Consider the following 21570-nt stretch of genomic DNA (forward strand, 5'->3'; position numbering starts at 1 on the left):
GGCAAGCGTCAATTCGGGTCTTTATCCCTGATGATGTCAGTCTGAAGGGACGTCAAAAATGTTTTTTCTCGCGAATTGGTGCTCCGCAGGTTCCGGCGCACTGGTACTACGTGGCGAATTAAATATATAGAAAGCGCGACACTTGGAAGGCCCATCAATGAATTCATTAGGAATGGAGGCCGCAGCATTGGGGCGATCGCCTGCGCCGCTTCGGATCACCATTGCCAGCGGTTTGCTCTGGCTGGCGGTCGTCTTGCCAGTTATTGGAACTGTCTGGCTTGGTAGCGTAAGCACAAACGATTTTGCAGCTGCGCTGCAGTTTGCATTTGTGCTAGTCATGGCGCCAGAAGCGGCGATAGAGCTTAAGCATGCTTGGTCGTTCAGGGTCATGCGTATCGCAGCGTTTGCGTCAATGCTCTGCATGGCATCTTGGCACTTTTTCCAGGGGCCATTTCTGGCAATTCCCAGAAGCAGCGACTATCTCGTGCTTATTCTGTTCGCAGCCGCAGCGGTAGGCTGGTTCCGTCAAGTGAAGGATACGGGATTTGAGTGGGTTTTCCGCGCCAAGGCGGTCGCTTTGGTGGTCGCGATGGTATGGATCGGGCTGACATGGTGGCTGCTTGACGACACAGCCGACGGGCAAAGGATTTTTCGACATACACCGATATACCGGCATGTTCGACATCTCAGCTACGACCTATTTGCAGTGACAGCGCTGGCAATTTATTTCAGCTCTGTTGCTCCGACCAAGACGCGCTGGCAGTTTGCCCTATTATTTTTGGCTTTGGGCTATCTCACTACTTGGTCGGCTGGGCGTGGGGGCATGCTCGCTCTTGCTGTTTTTGTTGCTGTGCTTGTTGCCTCCAGCAAGCGTGAGTTCTGGGGGGGGCGGAATCTACTTCCATTCGGGTTCTTTTTGCTCGGATGCCTGCTGACGACGCTGGATGGCAATGCCGACCGACTGGCGATGCGAGTTGACCAAACTCTTTCAGGATCGGTAAATCACATCTCTTCCGGAAGGATTGGCATCTGGACCGGCAGCCTCGAACGGCTGATGCAGTCAACCCCAGCAGTTTTTTTTGGATACGGGCCGGATGCGTTACTTCGGCTCGGAATTCCAGCAAACTTGCCCGGCAACGGCGGAATCGTGCAGCCACACAGCGCCATCATTCAATGGTTGCTTGAGTTTGGCGTCGTGGGGACATTGGCCATTGTTGGTGTTTTGGCTACATCTTGCAGGCAGGCACTGGGGGTGCTAGCCGGTAATTCGGAGCTCAGTTCGCAAAAGACCGCTGCGGCATTGCTGCTGGCACTGCTGGTGTACGCATTGGTCGACGGAATTTTCTACCACGCGATACCCCTAACCCTTGTCGTGCTGACCTGCGCCTATCTGGCCGCGCAGCAAGGCCGGCGGCGCTGAATAAGGCATCGAATCGCACCATGCCTCAATTCGGGGGCGCATGTCAGGATTCTTACAGGCAGCCTCAAGCAGCGGTGGGTTCTCGACGCCAGCAGGTCTCACGTCGACTGGATAGACATCCCAATTGGGGCCATTTGCAAAGACCAGTTGAGGTTCTGGACCGTTACGCATTAGAGCAAGTACGCGCTGTCCGTCAGTTACGCCGTAGTCCTTCAGATTAGTCGCTTGTCGAAGCGCGGTCTGCTTCATTTCCAGGCGGCCATCCTCAGTAATATCGTATGTGCTCTCAGCAATTCGTAGAGCAGCATCTCCGTCTGGATGAGTCAGATTAAATCCTTTTGGCGTAAAGCCCGTTTCGATTTCAACCTCGGTTCGAATTCTGCCTATAGGCGCCTTGTTAGTTCCTATCGTTTTGAAGACGACATCTGGCGTCACTCCATCGAGTGCTGTTTGGATAGGAATTCCCGCAAGAGCTTCAAGTGCTATCGGCAAATCCTGTAGCGAGAGTAGTTGATCTGACTGCCCAGGTGGAATCTTTCCGGCGACCGACCGGCCGCTAAACATGAAGAATACCTGCCATTGAATTGCATCCAGTAGTGTCCCTCCGTGCCCGCCCATCTGCGGTGTGACCGGGTGCCGCGCTCCATAAAGCGTTTGTTGGACTTTTGATCCATTACTAGATGGCTGGAGTCCTTCGCCATGATCAGCAAGCAAGACGACGATGGTATTTTTGTTGATATAGTTCAGCACCTCTAAAGCTTGATGGAGCTCATTCAGCTGATCATCCAACACCCTGGTGGAGTTGTAGTACGAGCTTCCGGGAGTCTCGTCCATGGAGGAGTGGTAAGGCCAATGAGCGAGACACAGATGTATCGCAATAAACGTTGGCCGATTCCCTGCCGGTCCGATTGCCGCTTTCAGGCGTCTAATAAATCGCGAGGGTCGGTATGCCTGGGAAAATGCCCGATTCCCAACCAGCGACGGGAAAAGGAATTCGGCTCCTGGCGCTTGAATCGCGAGATTGATCAGTGGCTGGTCTCCGAATTGTCCTAGCAGGAAGTCGGACACGCCCGGAAGCGGGCTAACGACCTGATCGAAGCCAAACTTCTCTTCAATATTGCTGAATCTAGTTTCGTCCGTTGCATAAATGGTTCGGTATCCATGCTGGCGGAAATTCCACGCTACGCTGCTTTTGCCTGCATTGCCTGCAGTAACGAGATTTCCTCGAATACCTGAATCACGGGCGGACTTCCCAGTCAGCATTGTTACCCATGCTGGGAATGTGCGTGCTAGCGGTGAAACAACATTGCTTTGCACAAAAGAATTACGGCGTAGCCTCTGCAGCGTTGGCATCTGCACCGGATCGTCCGACAGCGCGACATCGCGGCGTAGTGAGTCCAATCCGATGACTACGACGTTGGGCTGATTGCGCTGGGAGGCGTATGCACTTTGTGTGGGTGTTGAAAATCGCGCGCTTATAGTTCCGTAAAGTGTCGCGCCGACAACAATAATCATAAGAAGGGAGACGCGCATTGATGGCATGGACCGATGCCACCGCATAGTTCGAATAGATGCGTGGGTTCGTAACCCAATTCGCCAGGACGTCCAAACTATGCATGCAAAATCGAGTACAAGCGCAGAATTTTGTTGAGTTATGGGTTCAATTGCCCATGCCCAGACTGAACCAGGAAACCAAAGCTGGTTCCACCTGAGGATCAGCCAACTAACCGCAGTCCAGGTTGCGATTACGAGAGCAACCGGGCGGGTCGAACTTCTGTTAAAACTATTGCTTGGGCGGGAAAGTTGTGCAATTACCCAGAAATACGCGCCATACAGGGCAAGCGCAAAGATGATCTGCGAGCCGAAATCAATAAAGGCGTGTGGCTGTGAGACGAAGGTATTCCAGGCAAAGCCTGCGGCTTTTGTGCTATCCAGTTGAATCGAAAAACTTGTGCTTGCTAGGGCCCAGTGCGCATATGCGGATATCGCTACAAGTAACAACAGCGTTGTGCGTTGATGTAATGTCATGCCGTGCGCGCAGGCTCAAATGAAGACGCCGCCAAAGTGGCGGCGTCCAAACTGCTAGACAGAGTAACTGCCAAGCATCATCTTAGACACGGCACTCGGCCGGGACATACTTATTATTTGCAGCATCCGAAACTTCGCAGAGCCATGCGATACCTGCCGAGACAGTGCTAGGTGTGTAGGTTAGGACAACACTTTTCGCGGCAGCTGTGCCGGTGACCGTAATCACTCCACTGGCGCATGCCAGTGAGGCTGCATTCTTGGTGGCAGTCGAAAAAGTATTGACGCCGTTGCAGGCGGTGGCGTCGATCGTTCCGCCGCCATTTGCAATGTTCTCACCAATGGTGGCTTTTGCACCTGACGCCATCACGGCGAGCTCGGAGACGCGTGCGCGCACCGTGTAATCCTGATACGCCGGCAGCGCGATGGCGGCCAGAATGCCGATGATGGCGACGACGATCATCAGTTCGATCAGGGTAAAGCCTTGCTGCTTCTTCATGAACACTCTCCAGAAGGTGGACGATTGGCGCCGCAGGAATTGTGCCTGTGCGTATATTCCTACAGCAGGGGCTGTGCCACTGAGCGGAATCCGCTTCAAACCTAGATAAAGCAATGAGTTGCCATGTGGACAACTTGATTCGGCATGTCCGAAGCCGTGACTTTATTGTCAGTTGATGACGCTAAATGTCAGTTTTGGTCACGCGGCGGGGAGACCTGCGGGGCTTCGGGGATATCAGACAGCGTGATCGAACTGGTGGCTCACGCTGCTAAACTAGCCGACTTATCAAGCCCTTGGTCGCAGCGTATCCATGCAAGAGCAGTACACCCCCGCCGAGATCGAACAGGCGGTTCAGGCATTTTGGTCCCAGAACAAGTCCTTTGAAGTGACGGAGGATTCGTCGCGGGAGAAGTTTTATTGCCTGGCGATGTTCCCGTACCCCAGCGGCAAGCTGCATATGGGGCACGTGCGCAACTACACGATCGGCGATGTGATCAGCCGCTACCAGCGCATGCTGGGCAAGAACGTGCTGCAGCCGATGGGTTTCGATGCGTTCGGCTTGCCGGCGGAAAACGCGGCGATTGCGAATAACACGCAGCCGGCGACGTGGACTTACGCCAACATGGACTACATGCGCACCCAGCTGCAGCAGCTGGGATTGGCGTATGACTGGTCACGTGAACTGGCGACCTGCCGGCCGGAATACTACCGCTGGGAGCAGCTGCTGTTCACGCGGTTGTTCAAGAAGGGGATGGTCTACCGCAAGAACGCGGTGGTGAACTGGGATCCGGTTGATCAGACCGTGCTGGCCAATGAGCAGGTGGTCGATGGCCGTGGCTGGCGCTCAGGCGCCCTGGTCGAGCGCAAGGAAATCCCGCAATGGTTCCTGAAGATCACGGCCTACGCGCAGGAGTTGCTGGACGATCTGGACCGGCTCGAGGGCTGGCCGGACGCGGTCAAGACCATGCAGCGCAACTGGATCGGGCGCTCGGAAGGTCTGGAGCTGCAGTTTGCGGTCGAGGGAGAGTCCGAGCCGTTGACGGTCTTTACCACGCGGCCCGACACCTTGATGGGTGTGACCTATGTTGCGGTGGCGGCAGAGCATCCGCTGGCGCAGAAGGCGGCGGCCGGGAACCCCGCATTGGCGGAGTTCCTCAAGGATGCCGCGCGCAGTGGCGTCGCCGAGGCCGAAATGGAAACGGCGGAAAAGAAGGGCATGGCCCTGGGCATTTCCGCGATCCACCCGATCACCGGCGAAAAGGTGCCGGTGTGGGCGGCCAATTTTGTCCTGATGGGGTACGGCACCGGTGCGGTGATGGCAGTGCCGGCGCATGACGAGCGTGACTTTGCGTTCGCTCACGCGTATGGCCTGCCGATCAAGCAGGTGATCGCGATCGAAGGTCAGACCTACGATCCCGCGGCTTGGCAGGACTGGTACGCCGACAAGACGCACCAGCACATGAAGGTCGTCAACTCAGGCGCCTTCGATGGCATGAGCTACCGCGAGGCCTTCGACGCGCTGGCCGAGCAGTTCGAGCGCGATGGCAAGGGGCAGCGGCGGGTGAATTTCCGCCTGCGCGACTGGGGTGTGTCGCGTCAGCGCTATTGGGGCTGTCCGATCCCGATGATCTATTGCCCCAGTTGCGATTCGGTGCCGGTGCCGGAGGATCAGCTGCCGGTGGTGTTGCCGGAGAATGTCGAGTTCACCGGCGTGAAATCACCCATCAAGGCCGATCCGGACTGGGCGCGGACCACCTGCCCGTGCTGCGGCGGCCCGGCCACGCGCGAGACCGATACCTTCGACACCTTCATGGAGTCGAGCTGGTATTTCGCGCGCTACGCTTGTCCGGACAACACCGAGCAGATGCTTGACGCGCGCGCCGACTATTGGCTGCCGGTGGACCAGTACATCGGCGGGATCGAGCACGCGATTCTGCATCTGCTGTACGCACGCTTCTTCCACAAGCTGATGCGTGACGAAGGTCTGGTCAGTTCTGATGAGCCGTTCACCAACCTGCTGACCCAGGGCATGGTGATCAAGGAGACTTACTATCGCGAAGACGAGGCCGGGAAGAAGCTCTGGCTGAGTCCGGCGGATGTGGATCTGGAACTCGACGCCAAGGGCCAGCCGCTGAGTGCCGTGCTGCGTAGCGACGGTCAGCCGGTGGTCATCGGTGGCGTCGAGAAGATGTCGAAGTCCAAGAACAACGGCGTCGATCCGCAGGCTCTGATCAGTCGCTACGGTGCCGATACCGTCCGCCTGTTCGCGATGTTTGCAGCGCCGCCGGATGCGTCGCTGGAATGGCGCGATGACGGGGTCGATGGCGCTTCACGATTCTTGCGGCGGCTGTGGCGCGGCGTCCACACACAGGTCACGGGTGGCGCCACAGTGGCGCTGGATCTGGGTGCATTGAATCCCGAACAGAAGGCGCTGCGGCGCAAGCTGCATGAGACGATCGCCAAAGTCAGCGATGACTATGGACGGCGCAAGACGTTCAACACCGCCATTGCGGCAATCATGGAGTTGATGAACGACGCCAGTCGCTTCGATGACGTCACGCCACAGGGTCGTGCCGTGCTGCAGGAGCTGTGGGAGTCGGTGACCTTGATGCTGCAGCCGATCGTGCCGCATGTTTGCCACGCGCTGTGGCAGGCGCTGCGCGGTGGCGAGTCGCTGCTGGATCAGCCCTGGCCGCAGGTTGATCGCAATGCACTCGAGAAGGACGAGATTGCGATGGTGGTGCAGGTCAACGGCAAGCTGCGCGCGAATATCACGGTGCCCGTTGCCGCGAGCAAAGAGGACATTCTTGCGGCTGCGATGCAGCAGGAGAATGTCCAGCGATTCATCGGAGATCAGCCTGTTCGCAAGCAGATCGTGGTTCCGGGCAAACTCGTCAACTTCGTGGTCTGACGTCGTGAGCCTCCGTCTCGCCGCATGTTGTCTCGCTGCACTGCTCTTGAGCGGCTGCGGATTTCGTCTGGCGGGCACACGGCCGCTGCCCGAGACCTTGCGCGATGTTTATATTGAAGTCATCACGCCCTATCAGGTGGTGCCGCCGCCACTTGAAAGCTCGCTGCGTTCGATATTGCAGCGTCGCGGGGCAACGGTCCGCGGGAGTGCCGGCGCCGGCACCACGATCATTCGCCTGAGCGACCTGAATGAGCGGCGAGAAGTGCTGTCGATCGGCATCGATGGCAAGGCGCTTGAGTATCGGCTGGTGACCAGCGTTCGTTATGCCGCTTACGCGGGCGGGCGAGTTCTTGCAGGGCCTGACGAGCTGCGGCTGACCCGCGACTACAGCTTCCAGCCGGCGCAGGTATTGGCCAAGGAAGCTGAGGAAGCGCGCTTGCGTGAATTCATTCAGACCCAGCTCGCCGAGTTGATGATGCTGCGACTGGAGACGCAGGCAAGCCACCGTGAAGAAGGAGCGGCATTGGCCGCCGATGCCCCAGCCGATGCCGCGCACTGACCGTTGTGATTGATTGCAGCGCGGCAGGGTGCATCGAATTGGGCCCCGTCATCGTAAAACTCTAGTTCTAGATTCGACTTCAGGGAGATTGGTGTGCTGGGACGGTTGCTGTTGTTGTGCGGTCTGCTGTGCGTGGGGCCGGCCGATGCCGGCTGGTCCGGGGAGCTGGAGTTCGGCTATCTGGCCAGTTCAGGAAATACGCAGACCGAGTCGCTCAACGGCAAGTTCGGACTCGACTATGCCGGGGATCAGTGGAAGAACGCGCTGATCGCTTCCGGTGTGTACACCACCGATGAAGGCGAAACCTCGGCTGAACGCTATGCCGCGGCTGATACGCTGAGCTGCGATGTGACTGCACGTGACTATCTGTTCGCAGCGGTGGACTGGGAAAAGGATTTGTTCGGCGGCGTGCGGGAACGCTTGTCTGAGTCGGCAGGTTACGGTCGCCATGTGTTGATGGGACCGACGCACAAGCTGGACGTCGAGTTTGGCGCTGGTGTGCGTCAGACCCAGGCGAATGACACCGGCGAACGGCAGAACGACACGATCGTGCGGGGCAAGGCGGCCTACCAGCTCGCGTTGTCTGAGACCAGCCGGTTTCGGCAGTCACTCAAGGCCGAGTCGGGTGAATCGAACACCTATGTCGAATTTCTCTCGGAACTGAAGCTGGCGATTGTCGGCCAACTGTACGCGGTACTGTCGTATACGGTGCATCACAACAGCGATGTTCCGCCTGGGAATGAAAAGACCGACACCTTTACCGCGGTGAATCTGTCCTACAGCTTCGGCAAATGAGCGTCTCAAGGAACTGAACCATGAGCTACTACCAGCATCACGTGTTCTTCTGCTGCAATCAGCGCGCGCCGGGTGCACGCACGTGCTGTAACGACAAAGGAGCCAGTGAGCTGCGGGGCTACGCCAAGGAAAAGGTCAAGGCACTGGGGCTGAGCGGAGCCGGAAAGGTGCGGATTAATCAGTCCGGCTGTCTTGATCGTTGCGAGCTGGGGCCTTGCATCGTGGTTTATCCGCAGGGTGTCTGGTATCGCTATCTCGACGAGGAAGACATCGACGAAATCGTCGAACGTCATCTGCGTGACGGCGAGATCGTTGATCGGTTGCGCCTGCCCGATCAGTAGAAGCCGAGGTCCCGCGCTATCCAGGCGCGCATTTATTCCAGCTCAGAGGATCGGGGAGTCGATGCCCAGCGGGTTCTTGGTGTCGTTTTGTTGCGGCGCCTCTACCGCCGGGGTCGCCGGCTGCGGTGGCGTCACGGGCACGCCGGTCATCCAGACCAGCATGTCGTAGTAGGTGCGGACATTGCCGACGTAGGTCACGGCTTCGTGACCCCGCGCATACCCGTATTTCGTCTTGCTATGCCAGCGGCTCTGCGTCAACAAAGGCAGCCGCTCTCGGATATCGAGCCATCGGTCCGGGTCGCCGCCCTGTTGACGGACCAATGTGCGGGCATCGAGCAGGTGGCCGTAACCGATGTTGTAAGCAGCCAAAGCCAACCAGGTGCGATCGGGTTCCCGCACTTCGGGCGGAAGCTGGTCAAGCAGCATGCGGAAATAGCGGGCACCGCCGCTGATGCTTTGTGCCGGATCGTCGCGGTTGTCGATTTTCATCAGACTGGCGGTGGCATTCGTCAGCTGCATGATGCCGCGCACCCCGGTCGGGCTGGTGGCCGAAGGATCCCAGTGGGATTCCTGGTAGCCGATCGCGGCCAGCAGGCGCCAATCCAGTCCGACCTTCTCGGCGACTTTCTCGAACTGGGCCCGATAGCGTGGCAAACGGCTTTCGACATCGTTCGCTAGCGTCAGCGCGCCGTAGCTGTCGACCTGATCAATGTGCCCGAAGTAGCGGTCGCGCAGGCGCGAAAGTTCTGACTTCTCCAGTTGGCCAATATATTCGTTGGCCAGCTGATACAGGCTGTCATCGCGATTGGCCGGAAATGCCCAGGCCAGGGGCTGTGACTCGGCGACTTGAAACGCGACGCGCAGATTCGGGTAGTAGCGCTGGTTGATTGCCAGCAAATCAGAATTGGCGATCGTGTAGTCGAGGTCGCCGCTGGAGACCCGGAACAGCAATTCCTCGGATTCGACGTCCGGAATTTCCTGCCAGCTTAGATTCGGGAACTCGGCAGTGCGCAGTTCGCGCAGGCGTTGTGCGTGAATGCCGCCATCGACTACGGCCAGCGTTCCCTTCAGATCGCCCAGAGAACTCGGCTTCGGTGTCCCGTTGCGGTAAACCAGCAACGGAACCACCTCGTGCAGCGGGGTGCCAAATCGGATTTCAGCGCTGCGTTCCGGATTGACCCCGATGCCGGCAGCAGCCATCTGCGCTTTCCCCGAGAGTGCCATCTGGATGGCCTCGGGCGGCGTCGATGCCAGAACCAACTCCAGTTTGACGCCGATCAGCTGCGCCAGTTCGGAGACCAGATCGTATTCGAATCCGGTCGGTTCGCCATCCGGCCCGAGGTAATAGGTGGTCGGGCTGTTGACCGTGGCCACTTTCAGCGTGCCGGACGCGCGGATTTCGTCGACGAGGGACTGTCTCGGGGAACAGGTCGAAACCACCGTGATGCATGCGGCCATGACCGCGAATGCAGCCATCCGCAGCGCTTTGGGCGCGGGATTTACATCGGTATTGGTTTTCGCGGTTCGGGTCATTTAGAATTCGCGCCCGGTCGGGCTGCCGTATCGACCGCACGCTAGCACAACAGGTTTCCTCAACGCGTGCTCTGGCTGTCGCAAGCGACGCTCCGGGCAGGTCGAACGGTTGTTCTGAAGTGAGTATTGTGCAGGCTGTTGCGATGCACATCAGCTACACTATGCGCCGCGTGCTGGGCTGCCGGGCATGCGATATCGCAGCGTCTTTGCGGTATTCGAGTCTTACGGAGAGGTGGCAGAGTGGTCGAATGTACCTGACTCGAAATCAGGCGTACGTGCAAACGTACCGTGGGTTCGAATCCCACCCTCTCCGCCATACAAACGAAATCGGGCCCATCGGGCCCGTTTTTGTTTGAGTCATGCTGGCTCAGGGCTCACATGATGGCCAATGCCCTCAGGATTCGCCCGGTTCGGTGGGGGATGGACGAATTCGCGGGAGGGGCTAGTGTGTGCTTCGACGCCTGTCGCAATGGCATACACTTTGAGCCTGCCGTCATCACTCCATAGCTCTGCCGGTCAAACAACGCACATGGCTGCCAAGCAACGTCTCTATCGTGTTTCGTTCATGAATCAGGGGCAGGTTTACGAGATTTATGCCCGCGAAGTGAGTCATGGCGGCATGCTCGGCTTTGTCGAGGTGGCCAAGCTCGTATTTGGCGAAAAAACCACCGTGGTGGTGGATACCAGCGAAGAGAAGCTGAAGGACGAATTTTCCAATGTCGAACGCTTCTACGTTCCAGTCCATGCGGTGATCCGGATCGACGAGGTCAGCAAGCAGGGCCCCGCACGCATCGTCGGCGGCAGCGAAAGCGGCTCAAAGGTGACGCCGTTTCCGCTTTACACCTTTGGTGGCGATGGAAAACAGTGATGCGACGGCGGCGCGCCTGAAAGTGGGAGCCTGATGCGATTTGCGATGCTGGGCAGTGGCTCGAAAGGCAATGCGACGCTGATCGAGGCCGGAGGCACGCGTCTGTTGATCGACTGCGGCTTTACTCTGGCAGAAACCGAAATGCGCCTCGCCAGGCTGGGGGTGGAGGCTGCGTCGCTGGACGCGATTCTGGTCACGCACGAGCACGGCGATCATCTGAGCGGTGTTGGGCGGCTCGCGCGAAAGCATCGGATTCCGGTGTGGATGACGCACGGCACTTACGCGGCATGGAAGGATACCCAGGTTCCGCACTGTCTGCGTTTCAGCCCGCACCAGGCATTTCGCATCGGGGCACTGGAGGTGCAGCCGTATCCGGTGCCCCATGATGCCCGAGAGCCTTGTCAGTACCGACTGGGCGCGGGCTCTCTGAGCTTGGGCGTGCTGTCGGATCTGGGCCACATCACGGCCCACGTGCGCGAAGTTCTGGCTGATTGTGACGCGCTGTTGCTCGAATGCAATCACGACCCCGTCATGCTGCGCGACGGTCCCTATCCTGATGCGTTGAAGCGCCGGGTTGGCGGCAACCGCGGGCATCTGTCCAATCAGCAGGCGGCGCAGTTGCTCAGTCCCGCGGCGCGCCGGCGGCTGCAGCATCTGGTGCTGACCCACCTGTCCGAGGCCAACAATACCCCTGAACTTGCGCGTGCGGCCGTAGTTTCTGCGTTGGAAGGCGACGCGCCCTGGCTGGTCTGTGCCGATCAGGCCGATGGACTGCAATGGCGCGAACTGGTCTGACGGTTTTCGGCCCGGACGTGCGAAAATAGGGCGCTCGCGAACCCACATCCCGTCACCTGGCCCTATCTGCCCGGCTGGCGGGGGCCGACCCAAGGAACTTCATGGCTCTGACCGTGCTCCCCGGTGCCGAAACGCTCTCGGCATTCCGTATCGCCCGTCTGCTCGCGCAGTTGCGCCGCTTCGCGCCGAATCTGCAGTCGGTAGTCGAGAGCGATCTGTTCCTGATCGACGCGGACGGCGTTGACACAGCGGCACTGCGCCAGCTGTTGGGCGACGGGCCGGCGGAAATCGAAGCGGCTGATCTGGTGCTGTATGTAGTCCCTCGTCTGGGCACGACGTCCCCATGGTCGAGCAAAGCCACCGACATCGCCCGAGTCTGCGGGCTCGACGGCGTGCGCCGGATCGAGCATGGCCGTGCCTATCGTCTCCACGGAGTGACTGCACTGCCGGCCGAGGCGTTGGCGCTGCTGCATGATCCGATGATGGAATCGGTGCTGGACAACGTTGCAGCGCTGCAGCATATCTTTGATGCCCAGCCACGCAGGTCGCTGCGCACGGTGGATGTGCTCGGCGGCGGTGCTGCGGCACTGGCCGCGGCCAACACCGAGTGGGGGCTTGCGCTGTCGGAGGACGAAATCGCATATCTGGCAGCGCACTACAGCAGTACCGGCGCGAACCCGACCGACGCAGAGCTGATGATGTTCGCGCAGGTCAACAGCGAGCACTGCCGGCACAAAATCTTCAACGCCGAATTTACCGTCGATGGCGAGGCTCAACCGCATTCGTTGTTCGACATGATTCGCATGACACACGCCGCTGCGCCGCAGGGCGTGCTGTCGGCGTACAAGGACAATGCAGCCGTCATTGAAGGCTGGTCGGCGATGCGCTGGTTCCCGGACGCCGACCGCATCTGGCGCGCGCACGAAGAAGACGTCGCGATCCTGATGAAGGTCGAGACGCACAACCATCCGACGGGTATCTCGCCGCATCCGGGCGCCGCCACTGGTGCCGGCGGCGAGATTCGCGATGAGGCTGCGACGGGGCGCGGGGGCAAGCCCAAGGCCGGTTTGAGCGGATTCAGCGTCTCGAATCTTCGCATTCCCGGGTTCGAGCAGCCCTGGGAGCAGACGGCAGAGCTGGTTTCGCGTGGGCGCCCGCAGCGGATGGCATCGGCACTGTCGATCATGCTCGAGGGCCCGATCGGCGCTGCGGCCTACAACAACGAATTCGGTCGGCCGAATCTCAACGGCTATTTCCGCAGTTTCGAACTGATCGCGCCGGATGGCCGCAATCGTGGCTATCACAAGCCGATCATGATCGCCGGCGGCTACGGCAACATCCGTACGCCGCATGTCGAAAAGCTGGAGGTGGTCGAAGGCACACAGCTGGTGGTGCTGGGCGGCCCCGCGATGCTGATCGGTCTGGGCGGCGGTGCGGCCTCGTCAATGGCGACTGGCACCAGCTCTGAAGCCCTGGATTTCGCGTCCGTACAGCGTGCCAATCCCGAACTGGAGCGGCGCTGTCAGGAAGTGGTGGACGCCTGCTGGGCGATGGGCGACGCCAATCCGATCCTGTCGATTCACGACGTCGGAGCCGGCGGGATTTCCAACGCGCTGCCGGAACTGGTTGATGCTGACGATCGAGGCGGGCGCTTCCAGCTGCGCGAGGTCAATAGTGCCGATCCCGCGCTGTCGCCGATGGAGATCTGGTGCAACGAATCGCAGGAACGCTATGTGCTGGCGATCGCACCACAGGACATCGAGCGTTTCGTGGCGCTGTGCGCGCGCGAGCGCTGCCCCTACGCAGTGGTTGGCACCGCGACCGCCGAACGCCAGCTGATCGTTGAGGACGCTCTGGACGGCAACCGTGCAGTCGATATGCCGATGCCCGTGTTGCTCGGCAAGCCGCCGCGGATGCAACGCCGAACGCGGCGTGCGCCGCAGCAATTCGACGGTCTGAATACCGCGCAGATCGACCTGCGTGAAGCCGTGCAGCGTGTGCTGGCTTTGCCGAGCGTGGCGTCAAAGAGCTTTCTGATCACCATCGGCGATCGAACGGTGGGCGGCCTGACCGTGCGCGATCAGATGGTAGGGCCGTGGCAGGTGCCGGTGGCCGACTGTGCGGTGACCGCGACGGGGTTCGAGGCGATCACCGGTGAAGCCATGGCGATGGGCGAGCGCACGCCGCTGGCCTTGATCGATGCGGCGGCGTCCGGGCGCATGGCCGTGGGTGAGGCGGTGATGAATATCGCGGCCGCGCGGATCGGCCGCATCGGTGATATCCGGCTGTCGGCCAACTGGATGGCCGCGTGCGGACAGGGCGATGAAGATGCGCGCCTGTTTGATACGGTCAAGGCTGTCGGCGCCGAGCTGTGCCCGGCACTCGGCATTGCGATTCCGGTGGGCAAGGATTCGCTGTCGATGAAGAGTGTGTGGTCACAGGACGGGACGGCACAGGCGCAGACGGCGCCGCTGTCGCTGATTGTCTCGTCGTTTGCGCCAGTGGCGGATGTGCGGATGAGTCTGACGCCGCAGCTGCGTACCGATGCCGGTGACACCCGGCTGCTGCTGCTGGACCTCGGAGCGGGGCGGAATCGCATCGGCGGTTCGGCACTCGCGCAGGTGTATGCACAGGTGGGTGACCGTGCGCCGGATCTCGACGATCCGCAACAGCTCAAACAGGCTTTCGCGCTGATCCAGTCGCTGAATCAGGATGGCCGCGTGCTGGCGTACCACGATCGCAGCGACGGTGGATTGCTGGTGACGGTTGCGGAGATGGCATTCGCTGGACATTGCGGTGTTACGTTGCAGATTGCCGATCTCGGCCCCGATCCGGTTGCGGCGCTGTTCGCCGAAGAGCTCGGTGCCGTGTTGCAGGTTCGCGCGGATGATGTATCAGAGGTGCTGGCGGCAGCTCGCGCCGCGGGGGTGCCGGTGCACGACATCGGTGCGGTGACCGCTGAGGATAAGCTGAGCATTGATGCCGGTGCGCGTCGCCTGTATGCAGAGGCGCGCAGCGCGCTGCATCGTCGCTGGGCCGAGACCAGCCACCGCATCGCGGCGCTGCGTGATGATCCGGAATGCGCTGCGGAGGAGTTCGAGTCGATCGGAGCCGCCGACAATCACGGTCTGCAGGTCGTGTTGAGCTTCGATCCGGCTGAAGTTTCCGCGCCGGCACTGATCGGGCGGCCCAAGGTGGCGATCCTGCGTGAGCAGGGCGTCAACAGCCAGTATGAGATGGCCTATGCGTTCCACGCGGCCGGCTTCGAGTCGGTCGATGTGCACATGAGCGATGTCCTTGCCGGACGGGTGCAGCTGAGCGACTTCAGCGGCTTGGTCGCCTGTGGCGGTTTTTCGTATGGCGATGTGCTGGGCGCCGGGCAGGGCTGGGCCAAGACCATTCTGTTCCACGCGCAGGCGCGTGACGCGGTCGCCGAGTTTCTCGCACGCGACGACCGCTTTGCGCTCGGGGTCTGCAACGGCTGCCAGATGTTTGCCGCATTGAAGGAAATTGTTCCCGGGGCTGCGCACTGGCCGACATTCCGACGTAATCGCAGCGAGCAGTTCGAAGCGCGCTGGTCCCAGGTCGAGATTACCGAATCGAAATCGCTGTTCTTTGCCGGTATGCAAGGCTCGAAGCTGCCGATCGCTGTCGCGCATGGCGAGGGCCGCGCGGTATTTGATTCGGTTGCCGATCTGGATGTGCTACGTGCGGCCGGACAGCTGTCGATGCGCTATCTCGGCCCGGACGGTGCTCCGGCGAGTCGCTATCCGTACAACCCGAATGGTTCGCCTGAAGGCGTCACGTCGGTATGCAACGCCGATGGGCGCATTACCGTGTTGATGCCTCATCCGGAACGCACCGTGCACGGTGTCGCTGGATCGTGGTGGCCGCAGCAGCGCGGTGCCAAGACGCCGTGGTTCCAGATGTTCGTCAACGCACGCAAGTGGGTGCGCTGACGGACGCTGCTGTTTCGGCTATTCAGGCAGGCCCAGGTCCAGCAGATCGTCGGGGACGTTGCCGTCGTAGATATCGTTGAGGCGCGACTGCAAGTACGCGGTACGGACAAACAGATACGGATCGAGCTGCTGCGCCAGCAGGCTGTCGAGGTCGAGCAGATGCGATCGATTATCGACCGACTGCGCCGCAAAAATAACGATACGGTCGGTGGTATCGAGTTCTTCCACGTACTGCAGTGGCCCGGTCCAGTTGTCGCCAACGAGGCCGACCAGGTCGCGATTGGTGCTCGGGCCGAGCAGAGGCAGCATCAGATACCAGCCTTCGCCGACGCCCCAGTGGCCCAGGGTTTGTCCAAGATCTTCGTCGTTCTTGTGCAGCCCCACCATTGTCGCCGGATCGAAAAAGCCGGCGAGGCCGAAGGTCGTATTCAGAAGCAGCCGCGTCAGGTCTTTGCCCGACTGGACGAATTTGGCCTGCAACAGGTCGTTGATGATGACCGTCGGGTAGGTCAGATTGTCGAAGAAATTACTGACCGAGCCACGCACCGGTGATGGCACCACCGCGACATAGCCTAAGGTGACCGGACGCAGCACATATTTGTCCGCCGTCTGGTTAAAGGCAAAAATCGGCCGATTGACGACTTCCAGCGGATCTGCCGGTTCGTACGGTGAATTGTGGGCGCAGGCAGCAAGCAACGCGCCAACTAGACACACAGCCCCCGCCTGCATGAACTGCTTCATGTGATTCCCCCAGCTCCCCGTTCGGTCGCTGCTTACTGTGACGGCAGTCCCAGCATGGTATCGATTCCAAAGAACACCGCAAAATCGTGCAGCTGCTTTGGTGCGTTGATCAACTGCAGAGGGCTGCCACGTTGTTTCGAACGCCGCGCCAACTCCAGCAGCAGTGCTGCGCCGGCGCTGTCGCACTGACTGACTTCAGCCAGGTCCAGCGTGCCATCCGTGACGATGGCATCGGCTTGCGGCAACCACTGCGACACCGTGTCAAAGCTGAGGCTGCCGTGAATTGAAATCATGAGCCCGGCGTGGTCGCCGGGTCGGCGACGGCATCGGTGGAAACCGATAACTGATTGGCGGTCAGGCGCTGAATGACGTCGGCAACGCTGGTCTTGCGGATCTCGCCGTCGAGCTGTGTTCGGAAATTCAGGACCAGCGAGATGTTCTCCGCCTTGATATCCCAGACTTTCCAGGAACCGTCGACCAGGCGCATCGAAAAGGTCACCGGAATCGGAGGTTTGCCATCCTTGCGGACGATGGTCGTATCGACGCTGGCCTTCTTTCCGGTGCCATCGATGCGTGCCGGTTTGACCTCGATTTCGACGCTGTCGTAGTACTCCAGCAGCTTGTCGGCATAGCTGTGTACCAGCATGTCCTTGAATGCACGTTCGAACTGGCCGATTTGCTCGGCGGAGGCGTCTTTCAGATGTGCGCCAAGGATGACTTTGGCAATGTAGGTGGTATCGAAATGCGGCACGATCGCCGCATCCACCATGGTGTAGAACGCGTTCTTGTCGGTCTGGTAGGTCTCGACGTGATGCGAGATGTCTTCCCGAATGGTGCTGGTGGTGGACTCAATCACCTTTTCCGGTGTGTCCATCGCCCACGCAGCTCCAGCGGTGTTCAATACCGCAGCCACCGCAAACAATGCCGTCCGCGCAAATCGTTGCATGGCTGTGTTCATGGGTGTGCTCCTTGCTTTGCCTCGGATGATGATTTCAGCGAATCGGCCAGCTGGCCAATGGCCTCTGCCAGTTTGTCTTCCTTGGAATCGGATTGCCCTGCGACGAACTGGCCGATCAGATTTTCAAGCACCAGTGCGCCCTGGGTCAGCGTCAGCTCCGAGCCGTCAGCCAGGTAGTCGTCCATGCCGCCCGGTTCCAGCCCGATGTACTGGTCGCCCAGCAACCCGGCGGTGAGGATCTTGGCACTGGTGTCTTCCGGGATCTTGTCGTAGCGCTTGGAAATGTCGATCGACACGCGGGCCTGGAAGCTAGACGGGTCGATTTCGATGTCGCGCACGCGGCCGATCTTGACGCCGGCCATGGTGACCGATGCGCCGACCTTGAGGCCGCCAATGTTCTGGAACACGCCGCTGACGCTGTAGGTGCCTTCGCCGCGACCGACCGTATCCAGGCTTGCGACACGAAAGGTCATGACGAACACCGCGGCAACGCCGAGACAGACAAAGAAGCCAACGAGAATCTCCAATGATCTGGTTTGCATGATCGATGTCTACCTTGTTCGACTTAACTGAACATGAATGCTGTGAGAACGAAGTCCAGCGCGAGGATGCTCAGCGACGAGACAACGACGGTTGAAGTGGTGGCGTTTGACACGCCCTCGGACGTCGGCGGCGCGTTGTATCCCTGATACATCGCGATCCAGTTGACGACCATGCCGAACACGCCGGCTTTGACAAAGCACTGGCGCAGATCGCTGAGCTCGACGTTGGCGTGGATTTGCGACCAATAGGTGCCGGAATCGCCCCCAAGCAGGTCCACCGCAATCAGGTGGCCACCGGCAACGCCAATCGCCATGAGTGAGAAAATCGCAGTCAGCAACGGCAGCGAGATCAGTCCGGCGATGAATCGAGGTGCAACCACGCGGCGCATGGGATCAACCGCCATCATTTCCATTGCCGAGAGCTGGTCAGTTGCGCGCATCAGTCCGATCTCGGCGGCCAGTGCCGAGCCGGCGCGTCCTGCGAACAACAGGCCTGCCACGACCGGGCCGAGCTCGCGGATAACCGCGAGCGCCACGATCACGCCGACCGAATCTTCAGCGCCGAAGCGGTCCAGTGTGTTCGCCATCTGCAGCGCCAGCACCATGCCGATGAACATGCCGGAGATCACGATGATGACCAGCGACTGCACGCCAATCATGTAGATCTGCCGAACGATGATGCGCGGACGCAACAGCGCCGGGCCGATTGCCGAAAGAATGTTAAACAGGAAGAACTGTGCGCGGCCGAGGCCTGACAGCAGATTGCTGATGATTGCGATCGAGCCGGTCATTGCGCGTCTCCCATCAGCTCGCTGGTGAGCGGTTCGGCCTTGTAGTGGAACGGGATTGGCCCGTCCGGTCTGCCTTGCAGGAACTGCTGCACCAACTCCGACTTGGAATTGCGGATCTGATCCGGCGTGCCATGGTCGAGCACTTTGCCGGCGGACACGATATAGGCGTAGTCCGAGATCGACAGCACCTCGCCGACATCATGCGACACGACAATGCTTGTAATGCCCAGGGACTGATTCAGTGAGCGGATCAGACGCATCAGCACGCCCATGCTGATCGGATCCTGGCCCGTGAAGGGTTCGTCGTACATCACCATGTCCGGATCCAGCGCAATCGCGCGTGCCAGCGCGACGCGCCGTGCCATGCCGCCCGACAGCTCTTCGGGGTAGAGATCGCGGGCTCCGCGTAAGCCGACCGCCTCGAGCTTCATCAGGACGATGTCGCGAATCATCGAATCGGGCAGTTTGGTGTGTTCGCGCAGCGGGTAGGCGACGTTCTCGAAAACGGTTAGGTCGGTCAGCAGCGCGCCGTTCTGAAACAGCATGCCCATGCGCTGTCGCAGGCGGTACAGGCCGCGACGGCTTTCACGGTGCACATCGACACCGTCAAACAGGACTTGACCATGACTCGGGTGCCACTGGCCGCCGATGATACGCAGCAGTGTGGTCTTGCCGGTACCCGACGGGCCCATGATTGCGGTCACCTTGCCACGCCGGATATCGACGTTGATGCCGTCGTAAATGACGCGGTTGGCGTAGCCGAAATTCAGCTCGCGTACGCTGACCAGCAGGTCTTCGGAAGTTTGTTCGCCGCTCATGGGGGTGCGGAAAAGCGCCGGGTTCGAATTTTGTTGTGCGCGTAGTGTAGCCGACACACTGTTTGCAACCGAGTTACGCAGTGTGACCTGATCCGGATGCGGAGCTGACTGCGCTCGCCGTCGAATCGGACACGCGGTAGCCCAGGTGTCTGAGCAGCAGCGGCCGGAGTTCGGCGCCGACCTGATCAATGTCGGCGGGGCCGCCCAGCCGTGCCACGTCAGTCATCCGCAAGCCACTGTACCCGCAGGGATTAATTCGTTCGAACGGGGTCAGATCCATTGCCACATTGAGCGACAGTCCGTGATAAGTGCAGCAGCGCCGGACCCGTAGTCCCAGGGAGCCGATCTTGGCTCGGCCCGGCAGGCCCTCGGCGCCGTCGACGTAAACGCCCGGCGCCTGCGGATCCGCGTAGGCACTGATCCCGTAGCCACCGAGCAAGTCGATCATCGACTGTTCGATATGGGTAACGAGACTGCGGATGCCGTAACCGAGCCGGCGCAAATCCAGCAGGAAGTACACGACCAGTTGCCCAGGGCCGTGGTAGGTCACCTGGCCGCCGCGGTCCGACTGCACCACCGGGATGTCGCCCGGCGCGAGCAGGTGTTCGGCCCGGCCGGCCTGCCCTTGCGTAAACACTGGCGGGTGCTGCAGCAGCCAGATCTCGTCGGCCGTGTGTTCATCGCGGGTGTCGGTCAGCGCGCGCATGCGCGCAAACGTTTCCGCGTAGGCGACCGTTCCGAGATTCCGCAGGACCGGTGGCGGACCCGAGTACGACGCTGGAATCAGCTGTCGATCCACAGGCGAACGCTGTCAATCAGGCGTTGCATCAGGCCGCCTTCGGCGATGGGCTGCAGGGCAACCAGAGGCACCGTGCGCAGTGTCTCTCCGTCCAGCGAAACCGACACCTTGCCGACGGTCTGGCCTGCGGCGACCGGAGCGACGATGATGCCGTCGATCACCGGGGTCACTGTGAGCTGGTCGGCGCTGCCGCGTGGCAGTGACAGCATCAAGGGCTCAGCGACGCCGACCGGGAGCGACTCGCTTTCGCCTTTCCAGATGCGGACGGTATTGACGGGTTTGTCGGGTCCAAACAGAGCCACGGTGTCGAAGAAGCGGAAGCCGTAGTCCAGCAATGCCTTGGACGCCTGCGCACGTTGCTGGGTGCTGCCCGTGCCCATCACCGCGGTGATCAGGCGGCGGCCGTCGCGGATCGCCGATCCGGCCAGGCAGTAGCCGGCGCTGTCGGTATGTCCGGTCTTGATGCCGTCGGCCGAACTGTCCATGTCCAGCAGCAGATTGCGATTGTGCTGGGTGATCTCGCTGCGATGTCCGAACGTGAACGTCCGCTGGCTGAACAGCTTGTAGCCTTCCGGAAAATCTCGGATCAGCGCCTGCGATAGCAGGGCGACGTCATAGGCACTGGTGTAGTGATCCGGGTCTGGCAGGCCGTCGGCGTTGACGTAATGGGTGTCCTTCATGCCGAGCTTGGATGCGTGCTCATTCATCAGCTGGGCGAAGACGGATTCGTCGCCGGCGATGTGCTCGGCAATCGCAACGGTGGCGTCATTGCCGGACTGGATGATGCTGCCATGCAGCAGGTCACTGAAGGCGACGCGTTTGCCGACCTCGACAAAGGTGCGTGATCCGGGTGTGCGCCAGGCTTTCTCGCTGATCAGGACCTGATCGTCCATTGACACGTGTCCCTGACGCAACTCGTCGAAGGCCACATAGGCAGTCATGATCTTGGTGATGCTGGCCGGCTCGACACGCTGGTGCGCGTTGCTCTGCGCGAGAACCTGGCCGCTTTGAAAGTCGAGCAACACGTAGCTTTTGGCTTCGAGCTGCGGTGGCTCGGGTACGGCTGCGGTTGCAGTCAGCGAAAGCAGTAACAGCGGCAGGATCGTGGTGAAAAACTTCATTGCGATTTCAGTGGGAATCGAAAGGGAAATCAGGGATTGACGTGCAGGCGCGTCAGTGCAGGCGCGTCAGTGCAGGTGTGGCGCAGTCTAGCGCA

The 21570-nt window shown here is 60.3% G+C and carries 19 protein-coding genes and 1 tRNA gene; 9 read left to right on the plus strand and 11 right to left on the minus strand.

Annotated features, from left to right (window positions below; all coding sequences use genetic code 11):
• Positions 1–172 precede the first annotated feature (172 nt).
• Entirely contained in the window at positions 173–1420 is a 1248-nt protein-coding gene (locus E4T66_RS02850; RefSeq protein ID WP_211242730.1) for an O-antigen ligase family protein, read from the plus strand.
• Here E4T66_RS02850 and E4T66_RS02855 read toward each other — a convergent pair.
• Positions 1361–3448, minus strand: coding sequence for a sulfatase-like hydrolase/transferase (locus tag E4T66_RS02855; RefSeq protein ID WP_136847381.1), 2088 nt, complete (start codon positions 3446–3448; stop codon positions 1361–1363). The two genes, E4T66_RS02850 and E4T66_RS02855, sit on opposite strands and share 60 nt — an antisense overlap.
• 82 nt (positions 3449–3530) lie before the next feature.
• Positions 3531–3944: a pilin gene (locus E4T66_RS02860; RefSeq protein ID WP_136847382.1), complete on the minus strand. Its 414-nt coding sequence runs from the start codon at positions 3942–3944 to the stop codon at positions 3531–3533.
• 310 nt (positions 3945–4254) lie between these two features.
• Here E4T66_RS02860 and leuS point away from each other — a divergent pair, with 310 nt between their 5' ends.
• The 4 genes from leuS (at position 4255) to E4T66_RS02880 (ending at position 8550) form a co-directional block, all read left to right on the plus strand.
• Positions 4255–6855 carry a leucine--tRNA ligase gene (leuS, locus tag E4T66_RS02865; RefSeq protein ID WP_136847383.1) on the plus strand — a complete coding sequence of 867 codons (2601 nt, stop codon included), beginning with the start codon at positions 4255–4257 and terminating at the stop codon, positions 6853–6855.
• A 4-nt stretch (positions 6856–6859) separates the two neighbouring features.
• Entirely contained in the window at positions 6860–7414 is a 555-nt protein-coding gene (locus E4T66_RS02870) for an LPS-assembly lipoprotein LptE (RefSeq protein WP_248679371.1), read from the plus strand.
• 93 nt (positions 7415–7507) lie between these two features.
• Positions 7508–8209 (plus strand): DUF481 domain-containing protein, encoded by a 702-nt coding sequence (locus E4T66_RS02875; RefSeq protein WP_248679374.1) that lies wholly within the window; start codon positions 7508–7510, stop codon positions 8207–8209.
• Between the two features lie 20 nt (positions 8210–8229).
• Positions 8230–8550: a (2Fe-2S) ferredoxin domain-containing protein gene (locus E4T66_RS02880; RefSeq protein WP_136847385.1), complete on the plus strand. Its 321-nt coding sequence runs from the start codon at positions 8230–8232 to the stop codon at positions 8548–8550.
• Between the two features lie 42 nt (positions 8551–8592).
• Here the strand turns inward: E4T66_RS02880 and mltF are convergent, their stop codons facing one another.
• Entirely contained in the window at positions 8593–10083 is a 1491-nt protein-coding gene (mltF, locus tag E4T66_RS02885) for a membrane-bound lytic murein transglycosylase MltF (RefSeq protein WP_136847386.1), read from the minus strand.
• A gap of 226 nt (positions 10084–10309) precedes the next feature.
• On the opposite strand from mltF, the gene E4T66_RS02890 reads away from it, so the two are divergent.
• The 4 genes from E4T66_RS02890 to purL all read left to right on the plus strand — a co-directional run bounded on the left by E4T66_RS02890 (position 10310) and on the right by purL (position 15705).
• Positions 10310–10399, plus strand: a tRNA-Ser gene (locus tag E4T66_RS02890).
• A 213-nt stretch (positions 10400–10612) separates the two neighbouring features.
• Positions 10613–10951 carry a DUF1820 family protein gene (locus E4T66_RS02895; protein WP_136847387.1) on the plus strand — a complete coding sequence of 113 codons (339 nt, stop codon included), beginning with the start codon at positions 10613–10615 and terminating at the stop codon, positions 10949–10951.
• A gap of 33 nt (positions 10952–10984) precedes the next feature.
• The gene (locus tag E4T66_RS02900; protein ID WP_136847388.1) at positions 10985–11746 is read left to right on the plus strand and encodes an MBL fold metallo-hydrolase; all 762 of its coding nucleotides are present in this window, start codon (positions 10985–10987) and stop codon (positions 11744–11746) included.
• A 101-nt stretch (positions 11747–11847) separates the two neighbouring features.
• The gene (purL, locus tag E4T66_RS02905) at positions 11848–15705 is read left to right on the plus strand and encodes a phosphoribosylformylglycinamidine synthase (RefSeq protein WP_136847389.1); all 3858 of its coding nucleotides are present in this window, start codon (positions 11848–11850) and stop codon (positions 15703–15705) included.
• Between the two features lie 18 nt (positions 15706–15723).
• Here purL and E4T66_RS02910 read toward each other — a convergent pair whose 3' ends face one another.
• The 8 genes from E4T66_RS02910 to E4T66_RS02945 form a co-directional block, all read right to left on the minus strand.
• Entirely contained in the window at positions 15724–16446 is a 723-nt protein-coding gene (locus E4T66_RS02910; protein WP_248679378.1) for an MlaA family lipoprotein, read from the minus strand.
• A 32-nt stretch (positions 16447–16478) separates the two neighbouring features.
• Positions 16479–16739 (minus strand): STAS domain-containing protein, encoded by a 261-nt coding sequence (locus E4T66_RS02915; RefSeq protein ID WP_136847390.1) that lies wholly within the window; start codon positions 16737–16739, stop codon positions 16479–16481.
• Positions 16736–17404 (minus strand): MlaC/ttg2D family ABC transporter substrate-binding protein, encoded by a 669-nt coding sequence (locus tag E4T66_RS02920; protein WP_136847391.1) that lies wholly within the window; start codon positions 17402–17404, stop codon positions 16736–16738. Before E4T66_RS02920 ends, E4T66_RS02915 begins: the two co-directional genes overlap by 4 nt.
• Positions 17401–17946 (minus strand): outer membrane lipid asymmetry maintenance protein MlaD, encoded by a 546-nt coding sequence (mlaD, locus tag E4T66_RS02925; RefSeq protein WP_211242731.1) that lies wholly within the window; start codon positions 17944–17946, stop codon positions 17401–17403. The genes E4T66_RS02920 and mlaD overlap by 4 nt, the downstream gene beginning before the upstream one ends.
• A 23-nt stretch (positions 17947–17969) precedes the next feature.
• Positions 17970–18737, minus strand: coding sequence for a lipid asymmetry maintenance ABC transporter permease subunit MlaE (gene mlaE / locus E4T66_RS02930; protein ID WP_136847393.1), 768 nt, complete (start codon positions 18735–18737; stop codon positions 17970–17972).
• Positions 18734–19555 (minus strand): ABC transporter ATP-binding protein, encoded by an 822-nt coding sequence (locus E4T66_RS02935; RefSeq protein ID WP_136847394.1) that lies wholly within the window; start codon positions 19553–19555, stop codon positions 18734–18736. Before E4T66_RS02935 ends, mlaE begins: the two co-directional genes overlap by 4 nt.
• 73 nt (positions 19556–19628) lie before the next feature.
• Positions 19629–20354 carry a lipoyl(octanoyl) transferase LipB gene (lipB, locus tag E4T66_RS02940; protein ID WP_441347690.1) on the minus strand — a complete coding sequence of 242 codons (726 nt, stop codon included), beginning with the start codon at positions 20352–20354 and terminating at the stop codon, positions 19629–19631.
• Positions 20339–21475, minus strand: coding sequence for a D-alanyl-D-alanine carboxypeptidase family protein (locus tag E4T66_RS02945; RefSeq protein ID WP_136847395.1), 1137 nt, complete (start codon positions 21473–21475; stop codon positions 20339–20341). Before E4T66_RS02945 ends, lipB begins: the two co-directional genes overlap by 16 nt.
• Positions 21476–21570: the final 95 nt, after the last annotated feature.

The sequence above is a fragment of the Sinimarinibacterium arenosum genome (assembly GCF_005047655.1).
In the GTDB taxonomy this organism is placed as follows: domain Bacteria; phylum Pseudomonadota; class Gammaproteobacteria; order Nevskiales; family Nevskiaceae; genus Solimonas.